Below are 24,125 nucleotides of genomic sequence, written 5' to 3'. Positions count from 1 at the left end.
AGGGCGGGAGAGATACTCGCCCTTACCCGATTGGGCGTGATTTCAGCAAACGAGGGCATTTAGTTATTCGACAATCGGTGAATAATCCAGCGGGTGTTGCTGTTGGCGCCGCTCGAAGCTCTCAACCAACACCCCATCGTCTGGGACCAGAGCCCAATAGCGTTGATCGAACTCAGCCTCAAGAGGCTCCAAGTCATCGCCTTGGCGAATAGCCTTTTGAGCAGCGCCAATAATGTCGGCGATACCTCCAAAGCCCAAGTACATGTAACCGGCTTGGGCGGCAACGAGTTGCTCTGCGGAAAGGCATTCGACTGCGTGAAGGACTCCGCCATTCATGGTCGGGCCGTGAAAGAGCAGCAACCCAGCCAAAGCAGTGTCGCCGGGGCGAGGAGATTCCCCTCCACCTTGACATGCGCGATTCCAAATCTTGTCCGTGCCGGTTAGTTCATACATGGCATGACGCCCAACGTAATGTATACGACATCGCTTGTCCCATAATCCAGGGCATAATGTCGTACAATCCTTTTTTCATGATGGCAAGTTATTGTTTGTGAAAGAATTCGCTCGGGCAAACGGGACACGTTATGGAAACAAATACGACATCGGCACCGCCAAAAAAACGACTGGATCAGGTACGCGATAAAATTCGTTTCAAGCACTACGGCCTGAGTACCGAGGATACCTACGTGTCCTGGATTAAGCAATTTATTTTGTTTAACGCCAAGCGTCATCCGACGAAGATGGGCGCGGCCGAAGTCGAACGGTTCTTGACCTATCTGGCAACCAAGCGGCATGTCTCCAGTTCCACGCAAAATCAGGCTTTGTCGGCCATTCTGTTTTTGTATCGCGACGTGCTGGCGGTGCAATGGCCTTGGTTGGATGGCATGGCCGAGCTTCGCCGATCGGCGGCCTCTCAATAGTCTATCAACCCATTTTAGTCGGCTACCGCCGTCCGATTTCAACAATCGCAGGCTCTGTAACAAAGAACGCCGGTTGCCAGCCAGCGCTTGGCACTCGGATGCCATCCAACGCCTGTTAGCGCTCTAGTAAACAATGTAGCGCGTGTTTCTGAATTTAGCCTACGCTTTTCATCTGCGCACTGCCCCATCGTCCGCCGTATCAGCTATGCCCAAAGGAGCCCGACATGAACCAACATCTGATTTCTTTAAGCCTTTCCGATAATGATTTGAGCGATATAGATGCCGCCCTGAAGACATTGGAAGACCGCTTCGCCGGCTTTCTGGTCTTAACCCCGGAAGAACGTCGCGCCATCCCCAAGATGGGCGATAAAACCGAAGCGTTCTGCCGTCAGACGCTGACGGTGTCCAGCCAAAATACGTCGGCCATTCCGCCCGATCTGGATACCGCCTCGGCGGAAGCCGATCTGGCGACGCTCGATAGACTCCGCCCTCGCCTGCATCGGCTGCGCGATTTATTGAGCAGAGCCGAAGATACCGACATGGCGCTGGGCAGCGATATTTATAGTTTTAGTCTGGATGCTTACGCTTCGTTGAAAATCGCCGGTAAAGGCGCGGGATTGGAAACGCTGCGGCAGGCCGTGTCGGTTCGATTTAACCGCGGCGCCAAGCCAAAAACCTAAGCCGGCCAGCCTGTCGGCTAAACAAGATAAGTAGGTCAGCCGCCCGGCTCGGCCTTCCGGCACACCAACCAAGCTCCAGCCCATAGCGGAATAGATAAAGGCAAGGCTCGCAAGCTTTGCCGCTACCCCCGCAAGCTTATTCGCACCACTCGCAAGGTTCCAAGCCTTGCCCGCAAGGTATATGACTTTGCGGGCAAGGCAATTTTCTATGGGCGTAAGCCTAAAAGCCTTGAGCGCAAGGCATTAAACTCCAACCACACGCTTATTTGGCTAGCGCGCAACGAAAAAAACCTTGCCCGCAAGGCAAATAAGCTTGCGCGCGACTCTAATTCACTTGTGCGCAAGGCTCTGAAGCTTGCGAAGTTGGCATCGCATCGATCATGCCGACCCAGTACGTTTGTACCGGCACAAATGCGTTATTGCCAAAAGCCGCCAAACTGCGCCAGCATGCCGAAGGTGTTTAAAAACCACGGCAAACGCATCGCTATCTCGGACCGTAAAGCAGGCAAATTCACCGGTTACTGGATTTGATTTGCGTAATACGTATACACTCGCCGTAACGACATTCACGGACTACGACGATGACCTACGCCCGTATTTTTCAATCCGGCAACAGCCAGGCCGTGCGCTTACCCAAGGAATTTCGCTTTAACCTAAAAAGGGCAGTTGGCGTGTATTGCGGGCCGTTCGTGCTGAGCAACGTCGAAGCATGGACGGCTCGCAATACACTCACCAAACGGGTGAATGAAAAATCCCGCGCGCCCTTCGACAAGCTCAGGACGAACGGGATTTTTCATCGCCAAACTGCTCTTTTTAGGTTTAACGCCGACCGCGTGGAAATCTTTCGTCGCGGCGCCGAAGTCGTGTTGCGCGCCCCCCATCAACGCGGCAGCGATATTCGACCTTACCCGAAGACTTCATGGCCGAAGGCCGCGACGACAGCCAACCCCAATAGCGCGAAGCGTTTTGATGGACCCTCATTACCTGCTCGATACCAACATCTGCATCTATATCGCCAAATATCGCCCACCCGCCGTGCGCGAGCGATTCGCCCGCCACTCCGCCAGCGAACTGGCTATGTCGGTGATTACCCTGGCCGAATTGCGCTTCCGCGCCGAGAAAAGCCAGGCGCGGAAGCGCGCGATTGCGGCCATTGAAGAATTGACCGGCCTGATTCCGGTCTACGACTTGCCCGAACCAGCCGGCGAGCACTACGGACAAATCCGCGCCGAACTTCACAAAACCGGCCAGCCGATAGGCAACAACGACTTGTGGCTGGCCGCTCATGCCCGATCACAAGACTGCATACTGGTGACTAACAATGAACTCGAATTTCTCGGGGTTCCGGGATTGCGGGTTGAGAATTGGGTAAATTAATTGCTTATGATGCTTAGCAAGCGCCTGCTAGGTAACCAAATAATGTACGGTGAATAAGCGAACAGCGATCCATCTCACGACCCTAGGCACGATATAGCAACCAAGATTTGGTATTCACTTAGTAGCCTGGATATTAGTAAATGAAATCAAAATATGTCAAGTAAAGTAATCAATATCAAAAGAATTGAAGAAACAACCCTATGGAAAAAACTTCAATCTTTAAATGATAAAAATTCGAAATCTCTCATTGAGATAATACCGACTATTTGTGAAGACGCCGCAGACAGAATGAAGGCAATGCCAACGGCATCGCCTCAATATACACTGCACGATGAAAGCCATTTTCTGCGTGTCGTTGAAATTATGGCAATGGTATTGGGAGAAACAGTTGATGAATTAAACTCTATTGAGCTGTGTCTTTTGATTTTAACCGCTTACTATCATGACCAGGGGATGGTAATGACTGAAGTGGAATACAGAAAGTTATCTTCAGACCCAAAGTTTCTACTTTTTCGTGAGAATTGGTACGTCGATTACCCCAACCAAAAAGAGATCCAAGAGCAATTACAAAACACAGAAATAACAAATGATGAAAATACCCGTTTGGCGGGACTATTATCCGAGCTCGAAGCTGCGATGCTAACAGATTATCTACGCGAAACTCATGCTAAAAGATCATACGACTATGTTATTGACACATTTTCCATAGACAACCGTTTAGAAATTTATGGCATTAACTTGTCTAGTATTTTAGCAAAATTGTGCGAATCACATTATTCTCATACGCATACATTAACGCCCGCTAATGGCTACCTTTACGATCAACAAATTGGCTTAACTAAAATCAATGAGCCATTTATAGCAATCGTATTGCGATTGGCAGATATTTTAGATTTTGATGCGGACCGGACGCCGGATGTTTTGTTTCGAACCATCCATTTTTCATCTGGGATTAGCCTACGTGAATGGGAAAAACACCGTGTAATCACAGGCTGGGAAATCAATGAAAATATGGTTCGTTATACCGCCGAATACGCTCATCCTGCGTATCAAGCTGCCGCTTTCAAATTTATGGATTGGGTTGATAAAGAACTCAGTGAATGCCAAAACTTATGCCGATCATTCCCTGCGGAATTCCAACGCTACAAGCTTCCTTTACCCTCAAGTACTGACCGCTCACGGATAAAACCTAAAAACAACAGCTATATCTGTCATGACCTTGAAATCAGTTTATCCCGCAATGAGATCATCAAGCTATTGATGACCGATAAACTTTATAACCGACCATATATTTGCATCAGAGAATTGTTGCAAAACTCATTGGACGCACTCCGTTACAGAAAGGCCCTATTTGCCTCTGCTGATACGGATTGGAACAAAGGGCGGGTAGATTTTTTACACACACTGGATGACAACGGCTATGAAATCGTCCAATGCAAAGATAACGGTGCGGGGATGGATGAAAATATCGTCACACGCTTCTTTACCAAAGCCGGGCGCAGCTTTTACCGTTCACCGGATTATGAACGAGAACGGGTGGCTTTCAGGAAAAAAGGCATTGATTTTGACCCGTGCTCACAATTTGGCATTGGATTTATGTCCTGTTTTATGCTGGGTGATCGAATCAGAATCGAAACCCGCCGCGACTATGGTCAAGGAAAAAGCTGGGGCAAGCCATTAGTCATCGAAATCAATGGACTGGGTGGTTTAATCATCATCAGAAATGGCTTGGATTCGCAAGAAATTGGCACAACAGTAACTATCACTTCCCGTAAAAAGCCGTCTTTCCTGGATAGATGGGCAGACAATGTTAAGTTAGCCACAGTACTTAAGCATTTCGCTGTGGGCACTGAATTCCCAATATGGGGCAAATGCGAAATTGAAGAATTAAAGGAGGTTATCGAAATTCCAACCACTCCATCATATTTGCCCACCTTAATGAAAAAAGCCGGCGTGCCTAAGGACTCGTATATTACTATAGAACAAGACTTTTACGAAATTGATAAGTGCCTAAGCGGTTGTATTCACGAATCATTTTTAATTGACGACGCCGGGCTACCAACATTAGAAAACAAATATGCTACATGGCAAATTTTACCTAAACACAATCAAGAGTTTTTATCGCTTGTATATCAAGGTAAGTCTTTTGAGCTTAATCATAGAGAGCAGTCCCAAATATCTATTGATGGTATTTTACTTTGTGGAACAGCTGGAAGACCACAATGGCAGGATGATTTAGAAGTTAAAATGAATCTAGGCTGGAGACCAACTCATATCGAGTGTAATCCTTATTCATTGGATGTTAGGGGGAATTTAAAGCCGGAAATTACTCCAGCTAGGGAACCCATTGACCAAGCTGGAGGTTTAACCCGCCCTCCAAAATGGAAGTCACTCAGCAACATTGTGTATCTGTCAGCCGGAAGAATATGGTTAAAACTAATAAACGAGTACTTTCCAAAGGGTTTATCCAGCGAAACATTCTGGAAACTTCTAGTAGTTCACAATGGCGCGGCTCATTACATTCCTTTGAAATCTCTTTGGCAAAACGTATCCATACCTTTGTATAGTCGAGAAAATATCTCCTGGAAACGAATGCCAGAAATTGCGGCTTTGACCATATCCGACGACCATGAAAACTGGAAATTTAAAACTATAGAAAATCAGCACATTGAGTTCCCTCCATCCATTATTGAATGGGAAAAGAGAGGCGTTCAAAATCCAAACTTACAATCTCAACTTAACACTTTCGTGCTTTCATGCTGTTGTTTGTCACTACTTAATGATCAGATTGTATTGAATATTTGTCGGCCAGATGATGAATTGATAACTGCAGTGTCAAAAGCAATTACTGGCGAGATGATGTATATACAAACCTTACGCTATGAAGGTATCGTGAATAATTTAATCACCGTTCAATCGCCTGTGAAGACGGCAAATAATGCTCACCCTTTAGTTAAAGAATGCCTAAAAACACCAAGCAACAACCCGCTTTCTGAATTTTCAAATACTTTCGTTCGCTGTATAACCGATTTGGTTTGTTCTAACGAACAGGATAGGACTTTAGACAAACCTGACCGTTGGATGAAAATCTCCGCACATAAATATTTCGCAGTTGATTGGTCGAAATATCAAGACTCGGAATTGAAACCACCTTATAAGATTTGGTTAAAAGGCAAAGGCATTATTGAAATAACCGACAAACATTTTAAAGATTGGCTTTACGCGTGACATTTGGCCTATTTAAAGAGCTGGAACGTAATAACCTAAAATTTGAGTAACAAATGACAGTGCAAACCTGCTGGATAATCGCCGGTCCCAACGGCGCGGGCAAAACCACTTTCGCGCTGGAATACCTGCCTTCGGTGGCGGGCTGCCGGCGTTTCGTCAACGCCGATTTGATCGCCGCAGGCCTGTCGCCGCTGGCGCCGGAACAACATTTGCTGGCCGCCAGTCGTTTGTTTCTGCGCGAGATCGAGGATTGCATTGCAGCGCGCCAAGATTTTGCATTTGAAACCACGCTGGCCGGGCGCGGTTATTTGAAACTGATAGACCGTTTGCAATCTGAAGGGTGGCGGGTGGAATTGATTTATCTGGCCTTGCCCAGTGCCGAAATGTCACGCCTGCGAGTAGCGGAACGGGTCGCCCACGGTGGCCACAATATCCCCGAAGCGGATATTGCACGACGCTTTCCGCGTAGCCTGTACAATTTGTTGCACATTTTCGCACCGAAAGCCGATAAAACTCGCTGTTTCATGAACAGCGGAGACACCCCGGAACTGGTTTTCCAACAATCCGGCATGAACCGCGAAATACTGAGCCCCGATTTTTTTGCTTTGTTACAACAGCAGGCCCAATCATGAGCGAACCATCCAAATCCACCCTAAACTCGGACACCCAGGCGATGTTGAATTGCCTGCAACTTGCCGTCAATAAAACCCTGGAGCGCAAGCGGCGTCTCGGTCAATACGTGGTGCAATGGGACGGCGAGGCGCCGTTCGCCATTGGCGACGATGCGCCAGAGCACTTGAAGCAAGTACCGAGCAACACAACGCAGTCTAGTCGAACCGATGGGTAAAAGACCAATTTTGGAATGATTCCGTTTTGATGCCCTCTCATCCTAACCGTCGCCTTTGTGTCCCACCGCGTCGGCATCATCTCCGACACCCACGGCCTGCTGCGACCGGAAGTGCTGGCAGTTTTGCAAGGCGCGACCAGATTATCGACGCCGGCAACATTGGCAAGCCCGAGGTATTGCAGCGATTAAACGAGTTGGCGCTCCGAGGCAGGTGCTCGACGGCCGTATCAGGTCGAGCTGGACGCCGCCGGATAAACCGCGCCAAAGCGCGCGAAAAGCGCTAGCCAGGCATAGGCTTGAGCCAGCCCCGCGTCCACCGAGGGCCGGCAACCTTGAATCCATTTAATTGCAGAGCCATCCCTGTTTCAAATGGTCGAACTTCAGGTCTTGGTGCGCCCGGAGCGCGAAGCCAAACCGATGCCGCCAATCGCCGAAACAAACAGCCAAACGGCGCCGGGGATCGGTACCGCCGAGGCGTAGAGCTGGCTGGCGGACAAACTGTTGCCGTTTTGCAATACCGTCAGCCCGGTCACGCCGCCGTCCTCGAACGCCAGAACTTTGAAGGCATACAAGCCGCTGTTGGTGAATTCGACGTTGGCGGAACCGCCGCTCAGGCTGTGGTCGCCATCGGCATCGATAACGGTGGTGCCGCCGATCTGCAATCTCGCGCCGTCATCGGACGCCAAGCTGAATTGATAGGACCCAGCTGCGGCTATCGCAAGGTAACCGGTTAACACCAGGCCGTGGTCCGAAAGATTGCTAACGCTATTCGGCGACAGGTTCACCGCATTCCCGCCAAGATATTGCGCCAGTGTCGAATCGTCGCCGATGGTCGTATTGCAAGTGGGGAAGCAAATCGAAGTCGCGGTAAAGGTCGCGGTCGGACCACTGCTCTGGCCAATCAACGTTTCGGTAGTCGCCAGATTTCCCGGCCAAGAATTAAAAGCATAATAACTGCCGCTCAAACCGCTACCCGAAAGACTGGGTAGCGCAATCGAGCTGGTTAACACCACGTCGGCACGGGCGGAACCGATACCGGCCAATAATCCGAGCACCAAACAACCAGCAAACAGAGTTTTCATACATTTCTCCTAAGACCAAGAGGACGATATAAACGACTTGCCCACCAAAACCGGTGACCATACCGGGCGCTTATTTGTAACACAAACAGAACGGTTTTTAGGGGGTGTATGGAATGCGCCGGATTCAGCCCGTCAAAACCGCTCATCGCGAGCAGCCATTCACCGGCGAACATCCGCGGATTTTCCGATGCGGGCTTACGACGTGGGATATTCTCGGGCTGATGCGCAAAATGCCGGTGTACTTTACAAGACACCGGCAGGTTCATTTTCGCGGGTGATTCGGCCTAACTAAGGATTTGCTCTGCGCTTCCCTAGGCTTTGCAGTAAGACGGTATCCAACTGCGGGCCCTCATATACTCCGGCAAATCGTTGTAATCAAAGCTTTCGCCGTGTTTTATCATTTGCTCGACGTCGAATAACAACGCCACTTCGGGAATATCGTTGAAAAACAGTTTGTAAAACGGTTTCACCAAAATTCGGGAAATCCGAATTCCGATCGGACCGATAAAGTTTCGGCGCTGCCCAACGTGGGCGATCTCGTCTATCGTGATTTCGTCGAGTAAAGCCTTTAAACGGTCTCGCACTTCCGGCTCTTCGGCCAGCACGTCGTCGAACAGACGGTGTAAGTGGCAATAGTAAGTCACACCCATTAGTTCGGTAACGAAGGCCGGGGTATCCATTAAATAGCCGGGTAATTTCGGAAACTGGCGATAAAACCATTCCTTGCCGGGGCTCAACGGCGCCCATTCCACGCGGTCCAGGCCGCAGGTCTTGAGCATTTCGTCGAACAAGCGCCAATGGCAAAATTCCTCGGCCAAATGCACCCGGCTGATTTTATCCTCGACACTGTGCGAATCGGCCATCGTCGGCACCACTTCCCAGGCTGCTTTGATGCCGACCCATTCATGCCGGGCAAACTTGTAAATACTCGTCAGCATTAACGTGAGTCTATCCAAGGCGCGGGGATCGTCTTGCATCGTTACATAGTTACGGTAAAACGCGTCCGGATCGGACAAGGGTTTGCGCAAGCGCACCGGGTGCTCTTGAAAATACTGCAAGCGTGCGCGTTTTTTAGCTAAATCGCGCTCCGCTTCCAATAACTCCCCACCGTGTTGTTGGGTAAACGTCCAGTAATTGTCAAAGTTATCCAGCCGTTCCTGCCTGGTCGCGGCGGAAAAGACGGAACGGTATTGGCTTGATGAGCCCATGGGATGATTCTCCTGATTGAGGGGGTGGCAATGAGCGGAACATCGCCGGTTTAAAGTCTGTATCGTGAAACTGACCGCTTGACGCGGGTAGCGAACCGAGCCCAACGAAGCAGGCGGCGCCATTCGGAACATGCCTTCCGAAGCGCGCACCACCCGCCTGTCTTAAGACATTCTCCAGTCCGTACCCGACCGGATCACTCCGATGGCGGCTGGACATTCGGTTTTGCGGGTCCAACACGTTTTAGGTTCCTTGGGTTTGGTGAATTCGAATTTGGCGTGGCGAGGTCCGCGCGCGTACCGAGAAGTAACGCGCCGCAGGAAGATGGACAGTCGAGTTGGGGACTTCGTTCCGTTTGGTCTACGCCGAGGTTTGTGTGCGGCGCCGGACCGAGGAAATTTCGACTAGGTAGCGGCAGGGCGGCGACAAGGATACACGAAGCGAGCCTCGAGCGGGAAACAAGGCACCGATTCGATGCCGAAGCCCCAGTCGGCAACGGACGAATGTTCACGCGGCGGGAGGCTAGGCGCCCATCGCGCATTGAAGATCAACACCCAGGCAACGACTCGGCTTAGAGACCGCACGACGGTCTTGCCCAAGCCGTTAGCGTCGGTCGTTGCAACGCGCGCTCGCCGGTCCGCGGCGCTCGGATTGCCCGAACCCCACGGACCGGCGACTACCGGTATCGCCGCTATTCGATCCAGATCAGCTCGACCCGGCGATTCTCGGCCTTGCCGGCTTCGGTCTCGTTGTCGGCGATCGGTTGAGTTTCGCCGTAACCTTGCGCGGATAGTTTGTTGGTCACGCCTTTCATTTTCAAATAGTCGACGACCGCATGGGCCCGGCGTTGCGACAGTTTCATGTTGTAGGAATCGCTGCCTTCGCTGCTGGCGTGGCCTTGCACCTGGATGTCGTTTTTCTGCGGAAACGCGATCAAGTCCTTGGCAACGCCGTCCAACAGTTCCTTGGCATTCAAGCTCAGCTCGGCCGAGTCGTATTTGAAATGCTGACCTTTCAATATCAGCCGAACCGCGCAGCCCTTGGCATCGACGATAGCGCCCTTGATGGTGCCGGGACATTTATCCAGGCAATCGTTCACGCCGTCGCCGTCGGAATCCAAGGTGCTGCAATCGGGTTTGGGCGCCACCGCAAACGGCGCCGGCGCGGCGCGCGTGTCGGTCTTCGCCGCGTATTTGGGTTTATCGCCGAACGGAATCACCACGCCTAAATTGACGGTCATGTCGTGGAATTCGTCGGTGCCGGGTTGCACCTGGGCATTAAAATTGTTGTTGTAGCGATAACGTACGTCGCTGCGTATCAGCAAATGGTCGTTGACTTCGTAACTGGCGCCGACGCCCGCTTCGCCGATGAATCCGATACCGCAGTTGGCGGACGCGCAGGTGTTCATGCCGCCCAAGCCAACAACCGCGTAAGGCGAGAACTTGTCGCGGAACAAATAATATTGCAGGTCGGCGCTGCCGCCGACCAAATCCCAAGGTCCGTTCGACCCGCCAAAGCCTTGATAAAAACCTTTTAACTCGACGTTAAAGTGCTGATCGATGATTTTACCGACACCGACCCCACCGCCCCAACCGTCGCTGGCCCGCCGATCGCCGCCGCTATTGATGAAGGTCGCGAACGGCGCGACGTACCAGCGGTTGTCTGGATAGGGCTCCACCGCGTGAACGCTAGGCAGGATCGCGAAACCGACCAAGGGCGCGAACGGCAGTAAGTGTTTTTTCAGCATAATCGTTCCTTTGAGTAAAAATGGGGATTCAAAACTCGCCGCGCCGCCCGGCCAAACTGACCGGTGTGGCCTCCGAGCTGCTCTGTGTCCGGTATTGCCACGAGCGGACAGAAGCGTACGGCGCCGTGTTGTAAAAAAGCTGTTAAGTAGCTTATTCGCAACAGAGAGCGGCTGTCGGTGCGGTATCGCACATAGCCAGATAGCGCCGGATTTGCCGAACCATGGGCGGCCGGCGCCCTACGCATTCGATCATTCAATCGCCTTGCAAACTATGTTCGCTAGCACACCGACTATCCGACGCGCCCCGGTTACAGTGACTCCACGGCTTCACTCGTTCTATCCAACCCAGACCCCAGGCGTTGGAATCATCCGGAACCGATTCGAAGCGGCCCGATTCATTTCCTCTTAGGTGCATACCAATGAAAACACTGACTAAATCCGCTTCCGCCCTGCTGGTGGCACTGACACTACTTTTAAGCGCCGGGTGCGCGTCCACCAATAAACACGAAGGAACCGGCGAATACATCGACGACAGCGTGATCACGACCAAGGTTAAAGCGCAGCTGTTCGACGAACCCAACCTCCGTTCGGGTCAAATCAACGTGGAAACCTTCAAGGGCATCGTGCAATTGAGTGGTTTCGTCGGCACGCGGTCCGACATCGACAAAGCCGTATCGATTGCCCGCAGCGTCAAGGGCGTGGAATCGGTCAAGAACGACATGCGCCTTAAATAAACAGGAAAACCATTATGGAAACCATCGATAAAGCATCCAATTACGCCCACGAAGCGGTCGATATGATCGCCAACGCCTCCAACCAAGCGGCCGAAACGCTGGACCAAAAAGGCGAACAGCTGAAAACGGCCGAGCAGCGCATCGTAAAAAACTGCCAGGTTTATATCCGCGACAATCCGGTAACGGCATTGGGCATCGCGGTGGCGGGCGGCTTTTTGCTCAGCCGTCTGTTGAGCAGCCGCTAAACCGCGCTGCCCGGCATGGCCCCGAAAACTTCCGCCAACTCGGGCGACGACTCCGGCGCTTTTTCGGCGATGCCCGCCGAATCGCCGGCCGACGCCGGCTTGCTGGCTCAGATGGGCTCTCTGTGGGCGGAATACCAGGATTTGAATCACGATCGCTTTCGGCTCGCCGCGCTGGAAACGCGGCGGGCCGGCCAAAGCCTGGTGACGATGTTGATTGCCGCGGTCATGCTGGGCTTGCTGCTCAGCGCGGCCTGGCTGGGCTCGCTGGCAGCCGGCGTGCAATGGCTAATCGAGCATGAGTTGCGGGCCAGCAGCGCCATCTGGTTGGCGGTCGCCTGCAATTTAGTGCTGGCGTTGAGCCTGTTCGGCATCATCCGTCGCCGCGCCCGCTTTTTGCAATTCCCTGCCACGCAACGCAGTCTCAAGCCCCTGGCCGAACGACATACCGATCGGGACCTGCGCTGATGCGGTTCCGGCCACTATCCAAACCCGCCGGCCCCTCTTTGGATGCGCAAATCAGCCATGCCGAACGGCAACTGGCCGAGCGGCGTCGCTCCATCAAAACGGACGGCGCAGTGCTACTCAGCAGCCTGTACAAACAAATGACCGCGCCCGCCAGCTTGTTGTTGGCCGGCGGCATCGGCTTTGTCGCCGGCGAACTGAGTCACTGCCCGGCGCCACCGAGTTCCGCGCCATCATCCGGCCGGCTCGGTCAACGCGAACCCCACAGCCGAACCACCCTGAGCGCCGCGCTGAGCCTGTTGCTCTCGGCCCATGCCTTGTACAAAGCCTTACCGATCGCCTGGCTGGCAAAGCACCTGCACTCATCCCGAATCCGGACAAGCGCCGCATTGCGCCGAGCTCGGCGTTCGATGCCGACGACCGCACCCGATAAGCTCGCAAGCTCGGGTAGCAGCGATCCAACCCCGCCCCGTCCCTAGTCGCAATCGATAGCATCCTATCCGATAGGGTTTCCAACAAACCCCCATCAGAAAATCGTCAAGCCACATAAATTTTTACGTTAGAGCCTCTTGCAAAATTACCATCCGTTCGAAAAAACCGACGTTACCACCAGTCACGAGCGGCAGATCTTTTGAGGTGGTAACCGCAATCTTGACCAACGAATCCAATGCTGTAGCGTGAAAAATTCGTAACCATTCAGAGGGCGTTTTGGGGGAGGGTCGTTACCCGTGGCGTTAAGTTAATCGGTTACAGTCAATGTAAGCCGCTGGATGAACGGAACCGAAATAAGGCGGTGGCTGAGCGGAGCCGAAGCCATTTCGCTTCGACGCCGCTCAGCGAACGGCATAGCTGACATTGAGGTGCTCATCCCCCCGCTCCGTTGGGAGAGGGCATTTTTACTTCGCGCTGAATAGTTATAAAAATCAAGCGAAAGCCTTATCGACGGCCCCAAAGGTGCGCCAATGAAAGTAAGGATTCCGGTCAATTACGGTCGCCAGCCTCCCCTAACCCGTTCAACGCCGACAGTATGCTCGGGTAATCGAAAACATTCGCAAGCCGGGATAGGGCAAGACCTAGTTTTGGGTCGATCTCGCCGATTTGTTGGATGATGGCTGAGATGCGTTCGATGTTCAGGCTCACCAGCGCCTCTCTCAGATCGTTACACAATTCAGCCGGCAAAACCTTCAGCATCATAGCGGTTAAAGCGACTGGCTCGGGCTGCTCTTCGGCCGCACTCTCGTGGTAAATGAATTTTATGTCCAGTTGCCGCGCCAGACAGTCGTAGATTTCCTCGAAGCGGTAAGGTTTACGCACGAAGTCGTCCATGCCGGCGTTCAGCATTTCCTGCTGCTGTTCCTTGAACGCCGAGGCGGTGACGGCGACAATTTTGACCGTCTGGCCGTCCGGTAACTGGCGAAGTCGCTGCGTTGTTTCGATACCGTCCATTACCGGCATGCGCCTATCCATCCAGATCAAATCGGGTTGCCAAGACTGGAACAGTTCCAGACATTGGGCGCCGTTACCGGCAATTTTGACTTCCAGTCCTAGGCCCGTCATCAGCCGGCTGAGCAATAGCCGATTTTCGTGCTGATCCTCGACGATCATGATCCGATATCGGGGTTGGCCTGGGGCAAGTCCTACCACTTCGCCCGGTTTCCGGGGTTCCGCGCCCAAAATGTCGGTGCCGCTCGCCGTTTCCACCGGTAGATCGACACGGAACAGAGATCCCTTACCCACGCTGCTCTCGACGCTGATACTGCCGCCCATCATCTGCACGAGTTGGCGGGTGATAGCCAAACCCAGGCCGGTACCGTGCTGCGCGTCCGCCTCGCCCAGTTGTACAAAGGGCTCGAACAAACGGCTTCGGTCTTCCGGCGCGATACCGGGACCTGTATCCTCGACCTCGATCAGCAGATGATACCGGGCATTGTTCTTGGCGCCCAGACGCATCGTCACGCCGCCGTGTTCGGTGAATTTCACCGCATTGTTGATCAGATTGATGAGAATTTGCCGTATCCTCGCTTCGTCGCTACGGATATAGCGTGGGAACTCGGACGACTGGTCGAGCAGCAGCTGCAAGGCTTTCTCCCTGGCGCGGATTTGCATCATTTCGACGACGTCCCGCACCATAGCACCGAGGTCGAACGGGGCTATTTCCAGTTGCAGGCGGCCCGATTCGATCTTGGCCATTTCCAGCACGTCGTTGATCAGGTTCAACAGATGTTCGCCGCTACGGTTGATGATTTCCAAGTTTTCGGCTTGCTGGCTGCTGAGTTGCGGGTCGCGGCGCATCATGCTGGAAAAGCCGAGAATGGCGTTCATGGGGGTGCGCAATTCATGGCTCATATTAGCCAGGAACATACTCTTGGCCTTGTTGGCCGCATCGGCGGCATCGCGCGCCAGCAACAGCTCCGCCGTGCGTTGCCGTACTGTCTCCTCCAGTTGGTCCTTGTATTGTCTCAGTTCGTCTTCCGCTTGTTTGCGTTGGGTAATGTCGGTGAACATCGCAAAAGAACCCTGAAAGCGCTGTTCGTCGTCAAGAATGGGAGCGGCAGAAACAACCGTCCACACCGCCTGCCCGTTTTTACGGCGGAAGCGGCGTTCGTAATGCTCCGCAAGACCTAGTCGCCGGTTCTCCATTTTTATCAAGTGATCCGGCGCATCCTTCTCGAACATGAAGTCTGTGATTGGCCGGCCATGCATTTCTTCACAAGTGTAGCCGAGCATATCGGCCATTCTAGGATTGGCGAAGGTAGTTCTGGCGTTCGGCCCCAGAACCCATATGCCCTCGTTCGCCGTGTCCACGATCCGACGGTATTGGGCTTCGCTTTGCTGTAACTCTGCGTAGATTTGGGCATTTTCCGCGGCATGCGCCTCCAGTACCGACATCATGCCGTTGAACGCTTGGGCCATGTCGACAATATCCTTCGGCCCGGTCAGCGCCGCCCGTACCAACGATTTGCCGGCTTCGGCGCGTCTCATGACCGCCGATAGCCGAATCAGCGGTTGCGTCATCCGCTTGGTCAACATGCGGATCAAGGCCAGAAACAGCAGCGCAAAAGAAAAGGATGTCGTCAGATTGGCGACGAAAATGCTGGCGGTCGTCTGCACCAGTGCCGCCTTACTCACCACGACGATTACTTCGCCGAGCAACTCCGGCGCGACGATTTCATTGAAGGGCGAACTGGCAGGTTGAGAATACACCGGCGCGATAAAGCGCCATGAATTTGGGCTTTCGGCGTCGAGAAACACGGCTTGCGCCGGGTCGGCCTTGCCGATATCGGCCGCGGCAGGCGCTTGGAAAAGCTCGCTGGAATCGGTCGTTCCGCGTTTTAACAATACTTGCCGGTTGGCATCGCGGATTTCCAAGCCGACGACGCCGGGAAACGCCAAGGTGGTGTTGACGGCTTCCGTCGCGTTATCGCCGGAAGCGTAAACCAGAGCCAGCGCACTTTGACGCGCAAGGCTGGCGGTGATACCCCGCCCCTGATCCAGCAAGTTGCCGCGCACCCGTTGATTGCCGAGCCACGATCCGACAACGGAAGCGAACAATGCCAGCAAAAAAATACCGACAGCAATCGTAACGCCAAGCTGGCGTTGGAATGTGTATTTGTCCAGGAAAGAAGCGAACTGTGGTTTCATGGTCCGGGAAGATTATTCATCGGGAAACGCCACATCGAAATCTTGCTGTCGACTGGTATTGATATCAAGGTGTTTGGCGGTGCGTAGGTTGATGGCCGTCAGCACCTCCCGTAGCAAAATCACGCCGTGCTCTCCGTAGTCGCCGGACGCCAGAAACCTTAACGCCATATCGGCCAGATGACCGCCCATTTTGCCATTATCGGGATAAAGCGAGAACAGCACCCCGCGCCGGACATGGCCGAAATTGCTGGAAAAAACCGCCAGGTTCCGGTTCCAGGACTCCTGCAACACCAAGGGCAGTGCCGAACTTTCCTCTACCGTGGTGGAATCCTGAAGTAGCCACAACGCATCTTGGCGACTGTCGGCGTTGTTGAAAAAGTCCTGATAACCTTGCACCGCGCTATGCAAATCCTGCGCTTCGTACGTCACCAGTTCCAAGCCTAGACTGCGCGCCGACATTTTTGCCTGGCGTATCAGCCAGGCATTTTGCTTTGGGTTGTAAACCGCGAACACGCGACGCGTGGCTGGCAACAGTTTTTTGAGCAACTCAAACAACAAGGCCGGGTCCGGCGACAGGCTGTGTAACGGCAAATCGCGGATGCCATTGTCCGGCGCAGTGATGACGCCGCCCATCACCACGCCGATGTCTCGATCCAGGCTGGCGGCGATGCCCATGCCCTGTCGCCCAAGCGCGATGACCACCTTGATATTTTGTTGGCGTAAACCGTTTTTCAGGTCATTGATGTTCACGTCCGGCGCTACGGCATATTTGACAGTCTGGGTTGTGGAATCGATACCGCTAATAATCTGTTCGAACACGGTGCGGTAGGGCTCGGCGATGTCGGGATAAATGATCGCAACGGCTGTTTTCCCCGTCTGAAAGGCGACGGCCGTTGGGATAGGGGTCAGCAGTAAAAGACTCATCAGCGCCGCTATTAAGCCGTTGTGCCGCCGTCGGCTATAGAGGAATCTGGTCATCGGCTTCAAAACGAAAAAGTCGCTTGCAGATAAAACGAACGCCCAGGCATCGGTAAATCATAGGGGAGTGAGGTGCCCGGCGCCAGGCTGGGTTCCAGTACCGTGGCATCGAACAGGTTGCGGATCGACGCCGCGAAATCCCAGCCCTTTTTACTATTATCGGTGCGCAGCGTCAGGTCGAAGGTCGTGTAATCGCGTATCGGCGGCCGGGCGTCGCCGTAGGCACGCTTGCGGTCGCCCACCCAGTTGACTTGAACGCTGGCCAGCCAGGGTTGCATGAAACGCCAGTCGCTGCGCGCATAGACATGGTGGTGCGGCATGTAGCCGGCATCCTGATTGTGGGTTTCGTCGATCGAGGTCTGGAAGGAATAATTACCGGTCAGCCTCAATGAAGAGGTGGCATCCCAGGTAGTTTCCAGTTCCAGTCCGCGACCATATTGTTTGCCGGTGTTTTGAAAAGCGAGTCCTGGCGCCGGCGCTGGATTGGCGACGGCAGAAATGATCTGAGCCAAATCGTATTGAAAAAAGCTCAGGTTTACTTCGGTATCGCGGCGTGCCTGCCAACTGATATCGACCTCGTAGGTGTCCATGGTTTCGGGTTGCAGACCGGGATTGCCTCCCCCGGACGGATTGATGCCGTACTGCTCGTTGAAAGACGGCGCGCGAAAGGCCCGGCCCCAGAGGAATTTGGCAGTCAGGTCCAGATCGACGTTCCAGACCATCGCCAGTCTCGGATTGACGGTAACGCCGAAATCGGAATAACTGTCGTAGCGCACCCCTGCGGTCAAGGTCCAATCCGGGGCGAAACTCCATTCGTCCTGCAGGTAAAAATAATCGTCGATGCGGGTATGGGGCAAAATATGCGGTTGGATGCTGCCATAGTCGGTAACGGCACCCGTCGGCATGGGTAAGCCGTTAGGCAATAAAAAGAAATTCTTCAAGGTCCGGGTTTTATAAAGGTTCAGGTCGTCGTGGCCCCAGCCTATGCGCAGGTTGTGGTCGGTAAAGCCGGTATAGTTGGCGAAGGCCGAAATCCGGATTTGCCGCTCCCAGCGCGCCGGCGAGCCTATCATGCCGTCCGGATAATTAAACGGGCCGAGTCGGGTCCCGGCAGGGAACATGTGATAGTTATTGGCATCTTCCTTGTAGTGCAGGAAACTGGCCATGAAGCCCAGCCCCCAGTTTTTGGCGAATTGCGCGTCGTTCCAGGACAAATCGGCGTTGATGCGTTCGCTGGTTTCGGTGCCGATGGGATCGAGCGTCGCCGTCTGACCGACCCCCATGCCGAGATTGTCTCGCAGCTTATAGCCGGAGCGTAAGCGCCATTTGTCGTAAGCCAGATCGAGGTTGGCGTCTACGCTATCGTAGCCGGTGTTGACCGGCCCCGGCGCTTCGGAGACATGAGTGCCGAAAAACTGGTCGCGCGACGTTTGGGAATCCTCGATGATGGTTTTCTTGAAACCGTCGGTGGCGCCGACATTGACGTAGGCCGCGACATCCACCTCGCCCCATTTGCCGCCGTGTTGCGCCCAGGTGTTCCAGGTATCGAACGAGCCGCCGCGCGCCCCGATTTTGGTGCCGTCGATGTCCTTGGCGGTTTTGGTGATGATGTTGATGACGCCGGCATAAGCATCGGCGCCATATAGGGCCGAGCCGGGGCCGCGAATCACCTCGATGCGGGCGATGTTGTCCAGCGGCAGCCCCCCCCAGGCTTGCCCCCTGTCGCCACGAAACAGGGTATTTATCGAAATGCCGTTCTGCAGCATCAAGACCTGAGGATTGGTGGGGTTGCCGACGATGCCGCGAAATTGATACATCGGTGTGTATTCGATGTAGGACCGCTCGACATGCACGCCCGGCACGGTTTCCAGCACCTCGTCCAGATCCTTGGCGCCCATCGCCGCGATGTCTTCGGCGGTGATCACCGTCGCGGTCGAGGGTGCGCGTTGCAACGGCTGCGGACTGCCGGTGGCGATACTGACGGTGTTTTTGTCGCCGTAAACCAGCGCCAAGTCTTCTTCCTCGGCATTCGGCGCGGCCAGCGAGACCGTGATCCAAAGCAATGTCGGCACCGTGGCGGCGAGACTTGCGACCGTATTTTTCATGACGCCTCCTTTTGAGCAATCATTTGTGCCGCAATTGGAAAATAACGATCGTGCCCTCGTTGCCTTTACCCGACCTTTTTGGCCGATCAAATTTGACACATTGCCGGTTTTAAGTAGTTAGCCCTGAACTCTTCCATGCCATGTTTCATTTAGTGTCACGTCTAAAATTGGGTTTAATTATAGTTATGGCTAAAAATTAACTCTGATTTCCCCGCCCCGCCAAGGGCAGGTCGCTGGGGATGGCCGCTCCCGGACTAGGCTCGCGGGCATTCACATCAAACAGATTGCGCACCGAGAAGGCCACTTCGAATTGATCGTGGATATTCTTGCGGCGGAGAGTCAAATCGACCCAGGCGTAATCGTCCATGGCCGGGCGATTGTCGCCGGCGGCCCGATCGCGGTCGATGATCCATTTAATCTGGGGGGTGAATTGCCAGTCGGGCAAAAATTCCCACTGAGCGCGTAGATAAACCTGATGATGAGGCGCGTAGCCGGCATCTTGATGGGTAGTACTGTCCGTGGACTTTTGGTAGGAATAGTTTCCCGCCAGTTTGAGGGTGTCTAGGGCTTTCCATTCGGCCTCCAGTTCGCCGCCATAGCCGTTTTGGCTGCCGGTATTTTGGGCCGTTATGCTGGTTGAGCCGATGTCCGGCACGAAACGAATAACATCCTTCCACCAATAATGGAAGAAATTGACGCCCAAGCGCAGTTTGTCCAAGGGGCGACAGTCGAAGGCCAGCTCGAGACTATCCATGGTTTCCGGTTTCAGGCGCGGATTACCGTTGGCTCCGGGATTGTTGACGTTATAGAGCTCAATGAAGGCCGGTGCGCGGAAGGCACTACCCGTACATCAGCTTAGTGGTCAGATCGTAACGGGTCTCCCAAACCAGGGCCGCTCGTGGATTGACCGTCTCGCCAAAGTCCGAGTAGCGGTCGTAACGCATACCGGCAGTCAACTGCCAGTCTCTAGCGAATGCCCATTCGTCCTGGATCAGGAAAAACGCGTCCGTGCGATCCTTGGTCGGCAGATAAACTAACGGTGTGTTCGAGACATCCACCAGCGGGGTGCCCGGCAGCAAGGGAATTGGGGTTCCCGTGACCGGATCCAGACCGAAATTTTTCTGCTCCCGTACCTTGTAAATGCTGTCGTAGTTGAAGCCGGCACCCAGACGCAAGGTATGCGCCGAAAAGCCTCGATAAACGGCGGCAAGGTTTGCGCGAGCGTGACGTTCCCAGTTTTCCGGAACGCCTCTGAAACCGTTGGCAAACGTGACGTATTGCACCGGATTGGCGAAATCGATCAGACCGTTGGCACCTATGGGTAAGCGAGCGCCTGGAGGAAAAGCCCCGGTATTATGCTGGTCGCCATCCAAATAACTGAGTCGCGCCATCATCTCCCAATTCTCGGCGAAGTCAGCGTTCTGGTAGGTGAGATCGGCATTCCAGCGATCGCTGCCTATCATGGTCACCGGATCCAGGGTCTGTATCACGCCGGCCCCGCTGCCGTAATTGTCGCGATGCTGCAGGCCGCTGCGGAAGCGCCAATGGTCGCGGGACAAATCCAGACGCGCGTCCAAATTGTCGCGCGATAGGTTGACCGGACCGGGCGCCAGCGAGGCGTGGGTGCCCAAAGCCTGGTCCAATTGGCTCTGCAAATCGGATTCGATAATGGATTTCTGCCCGGCGGAGGTGTGGTATTCCAAGCTTGCGGCCACGTCGAAGCCGGCCCATTCGCCGCCGCGCAAGGCCCAACCGTCATAGGTATCGAAACTGCCGACTCGCCCGCCTACTTCCGTGCCGTTGATCTCGTCCTTGGTCTTGGTGATGATGTTGATCACACCGGCGAAAGCATCGGCGCCATATAGGGCCGAGCCCGGTCCGCGTACCACTTCGATGCGGGAGATGGCCTGCACCGGCATGCCGCCCCAACTCAAGTTCCTGTCACCCGTGTAGGAGGTGATGGGGACGCTGTTGATCAACATCAGCACCTGCGGGTTGAAGCCGGAATAAACACCGCGAAACGTATAAATCGGGTTGTATCCAAGATAGCTGCGTGCCACGTGCGGTTTCCAACACCTCGTCGATGTCCGTCGCGCCCATGGCCTTGATGTCCGCCGCGGTGACCACGGACGCCACCGCCGGCGCCTTGCTGACCGGTTGCTTGGTGCCAGTGGCGATGCTGACCATTTCCTCGCCGCCGTAAACCTGCGCCAAGTCTTCTTCCTCGGTAGAGGATGCGGCCAGCGAGACTGTCGCCCAAATCAATAATGGCGCGGCGATCACAAGAGATACGGTCAAACTTTTCATCATGCCCCCTGACGCGCACAAGCGATTGCCGCTACTGAAAAAATGCGCAATCTACCTTGCCCATGCTTCCGATCATTCAGTGCGATCGAGTACTTCGCAATACCCAATAAATGGGTAGTTTCAAACCGCCCCTACTTTATTTCTTTTCGCGTATTTTCCAAAATTCGGTTTACTTAATCATAGTACCGAGCCACTTGAAAAATTACCGTCCGTTCGAAAAACTGGCCGTACCATCCGCCGCTGGCGGCTGAAGTAGCCCCGCAGGGGTAGGGTTACTGCGTTATGTCATCGTTGTTCTCGACAATCAGACAAGGCGATCCCGACAACCGACTAGATTGACAACTAAAAATGGCTCAAAGCGATTTTAAGTGACCAACCTCAGCAACTGATTCGCGGTCGGCACGAGTACCTCAAACATCAATTGGCACATGACCGCGCCGGCGAATCGCGCTGATCGCAATGTTGGATAACGTACCGACGCAGCCACTACAAGTGCTTAAACTGGCAACATGACTTTACCGAAATCAATACCCAACCCGATTAAATTCACATCCTTGGCACGGATCGCGATCATTGGATTGCATGTTTCCGATTTGCCGGACAGCTGGTTCAACGCTCCCAAGTATTGGTAATCAGCGGCAAGCAAACCGCTGTCGCCCCACCCTTAGTTCCACCACACCTTCGTCGAAGCGTAGGTTTGCTTGCCCACGTGCACCGGCACCCCTTTTCTTAACGTCCACGATCCAACCAGCGCGTTGCTATTGCCTTGGCTGCCCGTGGCGCGCGCCTGACACAAAGACCGAGCGGGGCTAGGCTCCGCGAAATGCATGGTCGCAAGAACTCTGTCAAAGCCGGTCTTGCCAGGCAAAACCGGCCGAGGGGTAAGCGCCATTGGATGGCAATTTGTTCACTTAAACCTATCGAGAAATACCTATGAAAAAGATCCCCTATTTAAAGACCTCGCTCGCCGCGTGCCTATTGGCGGTTTCCGGCGCTAGTTCCGCTAGCGTTTGGGCACCGAACGACGGCGACGTTAACTTTATGTCGTTTAGCACGTCATCGTTTCCGTTCCCTTCGCTGACCGATACCTTCGGAATTTTCGAAGACACGGCGATGATCGGCGCGGCCGCGCCCGTCCTCTCCTTTACCGGTGTCGGCGCGGTATCGTTCGTTGCCAGCGGAGCCAATTACCATATCGGCACCGCGACCGCTTCCGGCACCTTGCTGGGCTCTAGCAATTTCCAAGTCGGCATGTTGTCCGGCGGCGTTTGGAGCGCCGCATTCGGCAACGCCAATTTGGGTTCGGATGCGGTGATGTTGGCTTTCGCCGACACGGAGGAATTCGATAATTTGCACTTTCTGTACGCGTTCGACATTAGTCCTTCGAAAGCCACGGACGATGGCCCCGCCACCGTACCGCTACCCGCTTCGGTGTGGATGATGACCAGCGCCTTGCTGGGCTTGTTGTACACCGGCCGAGCTAAATCGAAGGTTTCCTAAGTTCTAGTTAGGGATAGCCGGCGCGAGCTTGATGCTCGCGCCGGCCTTTTTTTGGCTGGCTCTTCCGGCGCCGCTGACTCATAAGCTGAGCTGATCGCGCCATTCCATTCCCTTGCCTCCCCCAAGCGTCTATCCTCGCAACTCCCTGGTTTGCGGCTGAAGCCTCTAACCGCGCGCTATAGCCATCGCACTTAAAATTTCGGTTTTTTATCCCCTCGCCCTATCCATCACCCGGCGGGCGACAGGGAGCGGATGTGCCGAAATTTGAAGCGCGAAAGCTATATGTTGGTATACCGGGGTAAGGTCAGCGACTCACGATCCGCCACGCATAAAAAAACGGCGGGGATTAGCCCGCCGTTGTCATCGGCATCGAAAACCGTCCGGCCTTATTTAGCGGAGTTCAAATGCGACACCGCGTCTTCCGAGGATTTTTTCGCCAAGTCGGCATGGCCTTGTTTTGCATGCCCGATCGCCGCATCCAGACTCTTGAGACTGGCTTTCATATGCTCCTCTATGACGATGATATGCACCTTGGCTTCATCGGCATGATCCACGATGCTTTTGACGTCGCCGGCACTGTCGGCGGCGTTGGCATGCTCCAGCGCCAACGCGAAGTGCCTATCGGCCGCTTGGACGTTGCAGGTGTAAACGCTCAACAGCATGGCGCCGCCGAGTCCGATCAATGGGTTCGAAACAATCTTCATAAGGGTTTCCTTGTATGGGTTTAGGCATTGCCGCGCGCCGATTCCGGCATCAACATCGGCGATCTCAATAACGGTCGCTTTTTTCGGCTTTTTTTGCGTTGCGCCTGACCGGGATAAACCCGCCCCGGTCTCGGCCGGCAGTCATCTGCATATCGTCTTCGTAATCCTCGGCGATGTCGTGACGGCGATTACCGCGAATCTCGACGACCATGATTTCGTCGGCTTGCGCCGGGTGTTGGTTGGGAACTTTATTCATGTCGAACTCCTGAATGGCCGACCCAAGCCGAATTGGCCAGGGTCAAAGCGGAGAATATTCAGTTTCCACGCTCAGTCATCAAGATACCGGTTTCTCCCGCGCCGG

General features: G+C 54.1%; 23 protein-coding genes. 11 read left to right on the top strand and 12 right to left on the bottom strand.

The window, feature by feature from the left end; translation table 11 throughout:
- Window positions 1–63 precede the first annotated feature (63 nt).
- Complete coding sequence (locus tag ACQE3D_RS11130; protein WP_313727913.1) at window positions 64–453, bottom strand: hypothetical protein; 390 nt, start codon at window positions 451–453, stop codon at window positions 64–66.
- A 131-nt stretch (window positions 454–584) separates the two neighbouring features.
- On the opposite strand from ACQE3D_RS11130, the gene ACQE3D_RS11125 reads away from it, so the two are divergent.
- The 6 genes from ACQE3D_RS11125 (at window position 585) to ACQE3D_RS11100 (ending at window position 7,052) form a co-directional block, all read left to right on the top strand.
- Complete coding sequence (locus tag ACQE3D_RS11125; RefSeq protein WP_313727914.1) at window positions 585–920, top strand: phage integrase N-terminal SAM-like domain-containing protein; 336 nt, start codon at window positions 585–587, stop codon at window positions 918–920.
- Between the two features lie 224 nt (window positions 921–1,144).
- Entirely contained in the window at window positions 1,145–1,600 is a 456-nt protein-coding gene (locus ACQE3D_RS11120) for a hypothetical protein (protein ID WP_313727915.1), read from the top strand.
- Between the two features lie 969 nt (window positions 1,601–2,569).
- Complete coding sequence (vapC, locus tag ACQE3D_RS11115; RefSeq protein ID WP_427501627.1) at window positions 2,570–2,977, top strand: type II toxin-antitoxin system tRNA(fMet)-specific endonuclease VapC; 408 nt, start codon at window positions 2,570–2,572, stop codon at window positions 2,975–2,977.
- Window positions 2,978–3,130: 153 nt separating this feature from the next.
- A complete protein-coding gene (locus ACQE3D_RS11110) occupies window positions 3,131–6,205 on the top strand; it encodes an HD domain-containing protein (protein WP_313727917.1) in 3,075 nt (1,024 codons plus the stop codon).
- Window positions 6,206–6,258: 53 nt separating this feature from the next.
- On the top strand, window positions 6,259–6,837 hold the full coding sequence (locus tag ACQE3D_RS11105; protein WP_313727918.1) for a zeta toxin family protein: 579 nt from the start codon (window positions 6,259–6,261) through the stop codon (window positions 6,835–6,837).
- Window positions 6,834–7,052 carry a hypothetical protein gene (locus tag ACQE3D_RS11100; protein ID WP_313727919.1) on the top strand — a complete coding sequence of 73 codons (219 nt, stop codon included), beginning with the start codon at window positions 6,834–6,836 and terminating at the stop codon, window positions 7,050–7,052. Before ACQE3D_RS11105 ends, ACQE3D_RS11100 begins: the two co-directional genes overlap by 4 nt.
- A gap of 380 nt (window positions 7,053–7,432) precedes the next feature.
- Here ACQE3D_RS11100 and ACQE3D_RS11095 read toward each other — a convergent pair whose 3' ends face one another.
- The 3 genes from ACQE3D_RS11095 to ACQE3D_RS11085 form a co-directional block, all read right to left on the bottom strand.
- A complete protein-coding gene (locus ACQE3D_RS11095) occupies window positions 7,433–8,134 on the bottom strand; it encodes a PA14 domain-containing protein (RefSeq protein WP_313727920.1) in 702 nt (233 codons plus the stop codon).
- Between the two features lie 311 nt (window positions 8,135–8,445).
- Entirely contained in the window at window positions 8,446–9,342 is an 897-nt protein-coding gene (locus ACQE3D_RS11090; protein WP_168030730.1) for a hypothetical protein, read from the bottom strand.
- 689 nt (window positions 9,343–10,031) lie between these two features.
- Entirely contained in the window at window positions 10,032–11,087 is a 1,056-nt protein-coding gene (locus ACQE3D_RS11085) for an OmpA family protein (protein ID WP_313727921.1), read from the bottom strand.
- A gap of 419 nt (window positions 11,088–11,506) precedes the next feature.
- Here ACQE3D_RS11085 and ACQE3D_RS11080 point away from each other — a divergent pair, with 419 nt between their 5' ends.
- The 4 genes from ACQE3D_RS11080 to ACQE3D_RS11065 are packed head-to-tail and all read left to right on the top strand — an operon-like array spanning window position 11,507 to window position 13,007.
- Complete coding sequence (locus ACQE3D_RS11080; RefSeq protein ID WP_071157548.1) at window positions 11,507–11,821, top strand: BON domain-containing protein; 315 nt, start codon at window positions 11,507–11,509, stop codon at window positions 11,819–11,821.
- Between the two features lie 14 nt (window positions 11,822–11,835).
- Window positions 11,836–12,066 carry a DUF883 family protein gene (locus ACQE3D_RS11075; protein ID WP_064031217.1) on the top strand — a complete coding sequence of 77 codons (231 nt, stop codon included), beginning with the start codon at window positions 11,836–11,838 and terminating at the stop codon, window positions 12,064–12,066.
- 15 nt (window positions 12,067–12,081) lie between these two features.
- Complete coding sequence (locus ACQE3D_RS11070) at window positions 12,082–12,531, top strand: phage holin family protein (protein ID WP_313727922.1); 450 nt, start codon at window positions 12,082–12,084, stop codon at window positions 12,529–12,531.
- The gene (locus ACQE3D_RS11065) at window positions 12,531–13,007 is read left to right on the top strand and encodes a hypothetical protein (RefSeq protein WP_313727923.1); all 477 of its coding nucleotides are present in this window, start codon (window positions 12,531–12,533) and stop codon (window positions 13,005–13,007) included. Before ACQE3D_RS11070 ends, ACQE3D_RS11065 begins: the two co-directional genes overlap by 1 nt.
- A gap of 502 nt (window positions 13,008–13,509) precedes the next feature.
- Here ACQE3D_RS11065 and ACQE3D_RS11060 read toward each other — a convergent pair.
- The 6 genes from ACQE3D_RS11060 to ACQE3D_RS11035 form a co-directional block, all read right to left on the bottom strand.
- Complete coding sequence (locus ACQE3D_RS11060) at window positions 13,510–16,170, bottom strand: ATP-binding protein (protein WP_313727924.1); 2,661 nt, start codon at window positions 16,168–16,170, stop codon at window positions 13,510–13,512.
- A gap of 12 nt (window positions 16,171–16,182) precedes the next feature.
- The gene (locus ACQE3D_RS11055; RefSeq protein ID WP_064031234.1) at window positions 16,183–17,094 is read right to left on the bottom strand and encodes an ABC transporter substrate binding protein; all 912 of its coding nucleotides are present in this window, start codon (window positions 17,092–17,094) and stop codon (window positions 16,183–16,185) included.
- A 59-nt stretch (window positions 17,095–17,153) separates the two neighbouring features.
- Entirely contained in the window at window positions 17,154–19,253 is a 2,100-nt protein-coding gene (locus tag ACQE3D_RS11050; RefSeq protein ID WP_313727925.1) for a TonB-dependent receptor plug domain-containing protein, read from the bottom strand.
- Window positions 19,254–19,449: 196 nt separating this feature from the next.
- Window positions 19,450–20,070: a TonB-dependent receptor gene (locus ACQE3D_RS11045; protein ID WP_313729444.1), complete on the bottom strand. Its 621-nt coding sequence runs from the start codon at window positions 20,068–20,070 to the stop codon at window positions 19,450–19,452.
- 22 nt (window positions 20,071–20,092) lie between these two features.
- The gene (locus ACQE3D_RS11040; protein ID WP_313727926.1) at window positions 20,093–21,235 is read right to left on the bottom strand and encodes a TonB-dependent receptor plug domain-containing protein; all 1,143 of its coding nucleotides are present in this window, start codon (window positions 21,233–21,235) and stop codon (window positions 20,093–20,095) included.
- The gene (locus tag ACQE3D_RS11035) at window positions 21,195–21,551 is read right to left on the bottom strand and encodes a hypothetical protein (protein ID WP_427501624.1); all 357 of its coding nucleotides are present in this window, start codon (window positions 21,549–21,551) and stop codon (window positions 21,195–21,197) included. The genes ACQE3D_RS11040 and ACQE3D_RS11035 overlap by 41 nt, the downstream gene beginning before the upstream one ends.
- A gap of 942 nt (window positions 21,552–22,493) precedes the next feature.
- Here ACQE3D_RS11035 and ACQE3D_RS11030 point away from each other — a divergent pair.
- Window positions 22,494–23,060, top strand: a complete 567-nt coding sequence (locus tag ACQE3D_RS11030) for a hypothetical protein (RefSeq protein WP_064031212.1) — start codon at window positions 22,494–22,496, stop codon at window positions 23,058–23,060.
- A 386-nt stretch (window positions 23,061–23,446) separates the two neighbouring features.
- Here the strand turns inward: ACQE3D_RS11030 and smbP are convergent, their stop codons facing one another.
- Window positions 23,447–23,764: a small metal-binding protein SmbP gene (smbP, locus tag ACQE3D_RS11025; RefSeq protein ID WP_313727928.1), complete on the bottom strand. Its 318-nt coding sequence runs from the start codon at window positions 23,762–23,764 to the stop codon at window positions 23,447–23,449.
- Between the two features lie 64 nt (window positions 23,765–23,828).
- Complete coding sequence (locus ACQE3D_RS11020; protein ID WP_313727929.1) at window positions 23,829–24,020, bottom strand: hypothetical protein; 192 nt, start codon at window positions 24,018–24,020, stop codon at window positions 23,829–23,831.
- Window positions 24,021–24,125: the final 105 nt, after the last annotated feature.

It is taken from the genome of Methylomonas sp. MS20, from assembly GCF_050275925.1.
GTDB classification, from domain to species: Bacteria; Pseudomonadota; Gammaproteobacteria; order Methylococcales; family Methylomonadaceae; genus Methylomonas; species Methylomonas koyamae_A.
The sequence above is the reverse complement of the archived record's forward strand: the minus strand, read 5'-3'. Positions and strand labels throughout refer to the sequence as shown.

Bases quoted from the DNA above. Each gene is read 5' to 3' on its own strand.
- ACQE3D_RS11075 (WP_064031217.1), top strand. From the start codon at position 11,836: ATGGAAACCATCGATAAAGCATCCAATTACGCCCACGAAGCGGTCGAT.
- ACQE3D_RS11070 (WP_313727922.1), top strand. From the start codon at position 12,082: ATGGCCCCGAAAACTTCCGCCAACTCGGGCGACGACTCCGGCGCTTTT.
- ACQE3D_RS11130 (WP_313727913.1), bottom strand. From the start codon at position 453: ATGTATGAACTAACCGGCACGGACAAGATTTGGAATCGCGCATGTCAA.
- ACQE3D_RS11030 (WP_064031212.1), top strand. From the start codon at position 22,494: ATGAAAAAGATCCCCTATTTAAAGACCTCGCTCGCCGCGTGCCTATTG.
- vapC (WP_427501627.1), top strand. From the start codon at position 2,570: ATGGACCCTCATTACCTGCTCGATACCAACATCTGCATCTATATCGCC.
- ACQE3D_RS11120 (WP_313727915.1), top strand. From the start codon at position 1,145: ATGAACCAACATCTGATTTCTTTAAGCCTTTCCGATAATGATTTGAGC.
- ACQE3D_RS11100 (WP_313727919.1), top strand. From the start codon at position 6,834: ATGAGCGAACCATCCAAATCCACCCTAAACTCGGACACCCAGGCGATG.
- ACQE3D_RS11125 (WP_313727914.1), top strand. From the start codon at position 585: ATGGAAACAAATACGACATCGGCACCGCCAAAAAAACGACTGGATCAG.
- ACQE3D_RS11085 (WP_313727921.1), bottom strand. From the start codon at position 11,087: ATGCTGAAAAAACACTTACTGCCGTTCGCGCCCTTGGTCGGTTTCGCG.
- ACQE3D_RS11105 (WP_313727918.1), top strand. From the start codon at position 6,259: ATGACAGTGCAAACCTGCTGGATAATCGCCGGTCCCAACGGCGCGGGC.
- ACQE3D_RS11080 (WP_071157548.1), top strand. From the start codon at position 11,507: ATGAAAACACTGACTAAATCCGCTTCCGCCCTGCTGGTGGCACTGACA.
- ACQE3D_RS11090 (WP_168030730.1), bottom strand. From the start codon at position 9,342: ATGGGCTCATCAAGCCAATACCGTTCCGTCTTTTCCGCCGCGACCAGG.
- ACQE3D_RS11065 (WP_313727923.1), top strand. From the start codon at position 12,531: ATGCGGTTCCGGCCACTATCCAAACCCGCCGGCCCCTCTTTGGATGCG.
- smbP (WP_313727928.1), bottom strand. From the start codon at position 23,764: ATGAAGATTGTTTCGAACCCATTGATCGGACTCGGCGGCGCCATGCTG.
- ACQE3D_RS11060 (WP_313727924.1), bottom strand. From the start codon at position 16,170: ATGAAACCACAGTTCGCTTCTTTCCTGGACAAATACACATTCCAACGC.
- ACQE3D_RS11095 (WP_313727920.1), bottom strand. From the start codon at position 8,134: ATGAAAACTCTGTTTGCTGGTTGTTTGGTGCTCGGATTATTGGCCGGT.
- ACQE3D_RS11050 (WP_313727925.1), bottom strand. From the start codon at position 19,253: ATGAAAAATACGGTCGCAAGTCTCGCCGCCACGGTGCCGACATTGCTT.
- ACQE3D_RS11020 (WP_313727929.1), bottom strand. From the start codon at position 24,020: ATGAATAAAGTTCCCAACCAACACCCGGCGCAAGCCGACGAAATCATG.
- ACQE3D_RS11040 (WP_313727926.1), bottom strand. From the start codon at position 21,235: ATGTTGATCAACAGCGTCCCCATCACCTCCTACACGGGTGACAGGAAC.
- ACQE3D_RS11055 (WP_064031234.1), bottom strand. From the start codon at position 17,094: ATGAGTCTTTTACTGCTGACCCCTATCCCAACGGCCGTCGCCTTTCAG.
- ACQE3D_RS11110 (WP_313727917.1), top strand. From the start codon at position 3,131: ATGTCAAGTAAAGTAATCAATATCAAAAGAATTGAAGAAACAACCCTA.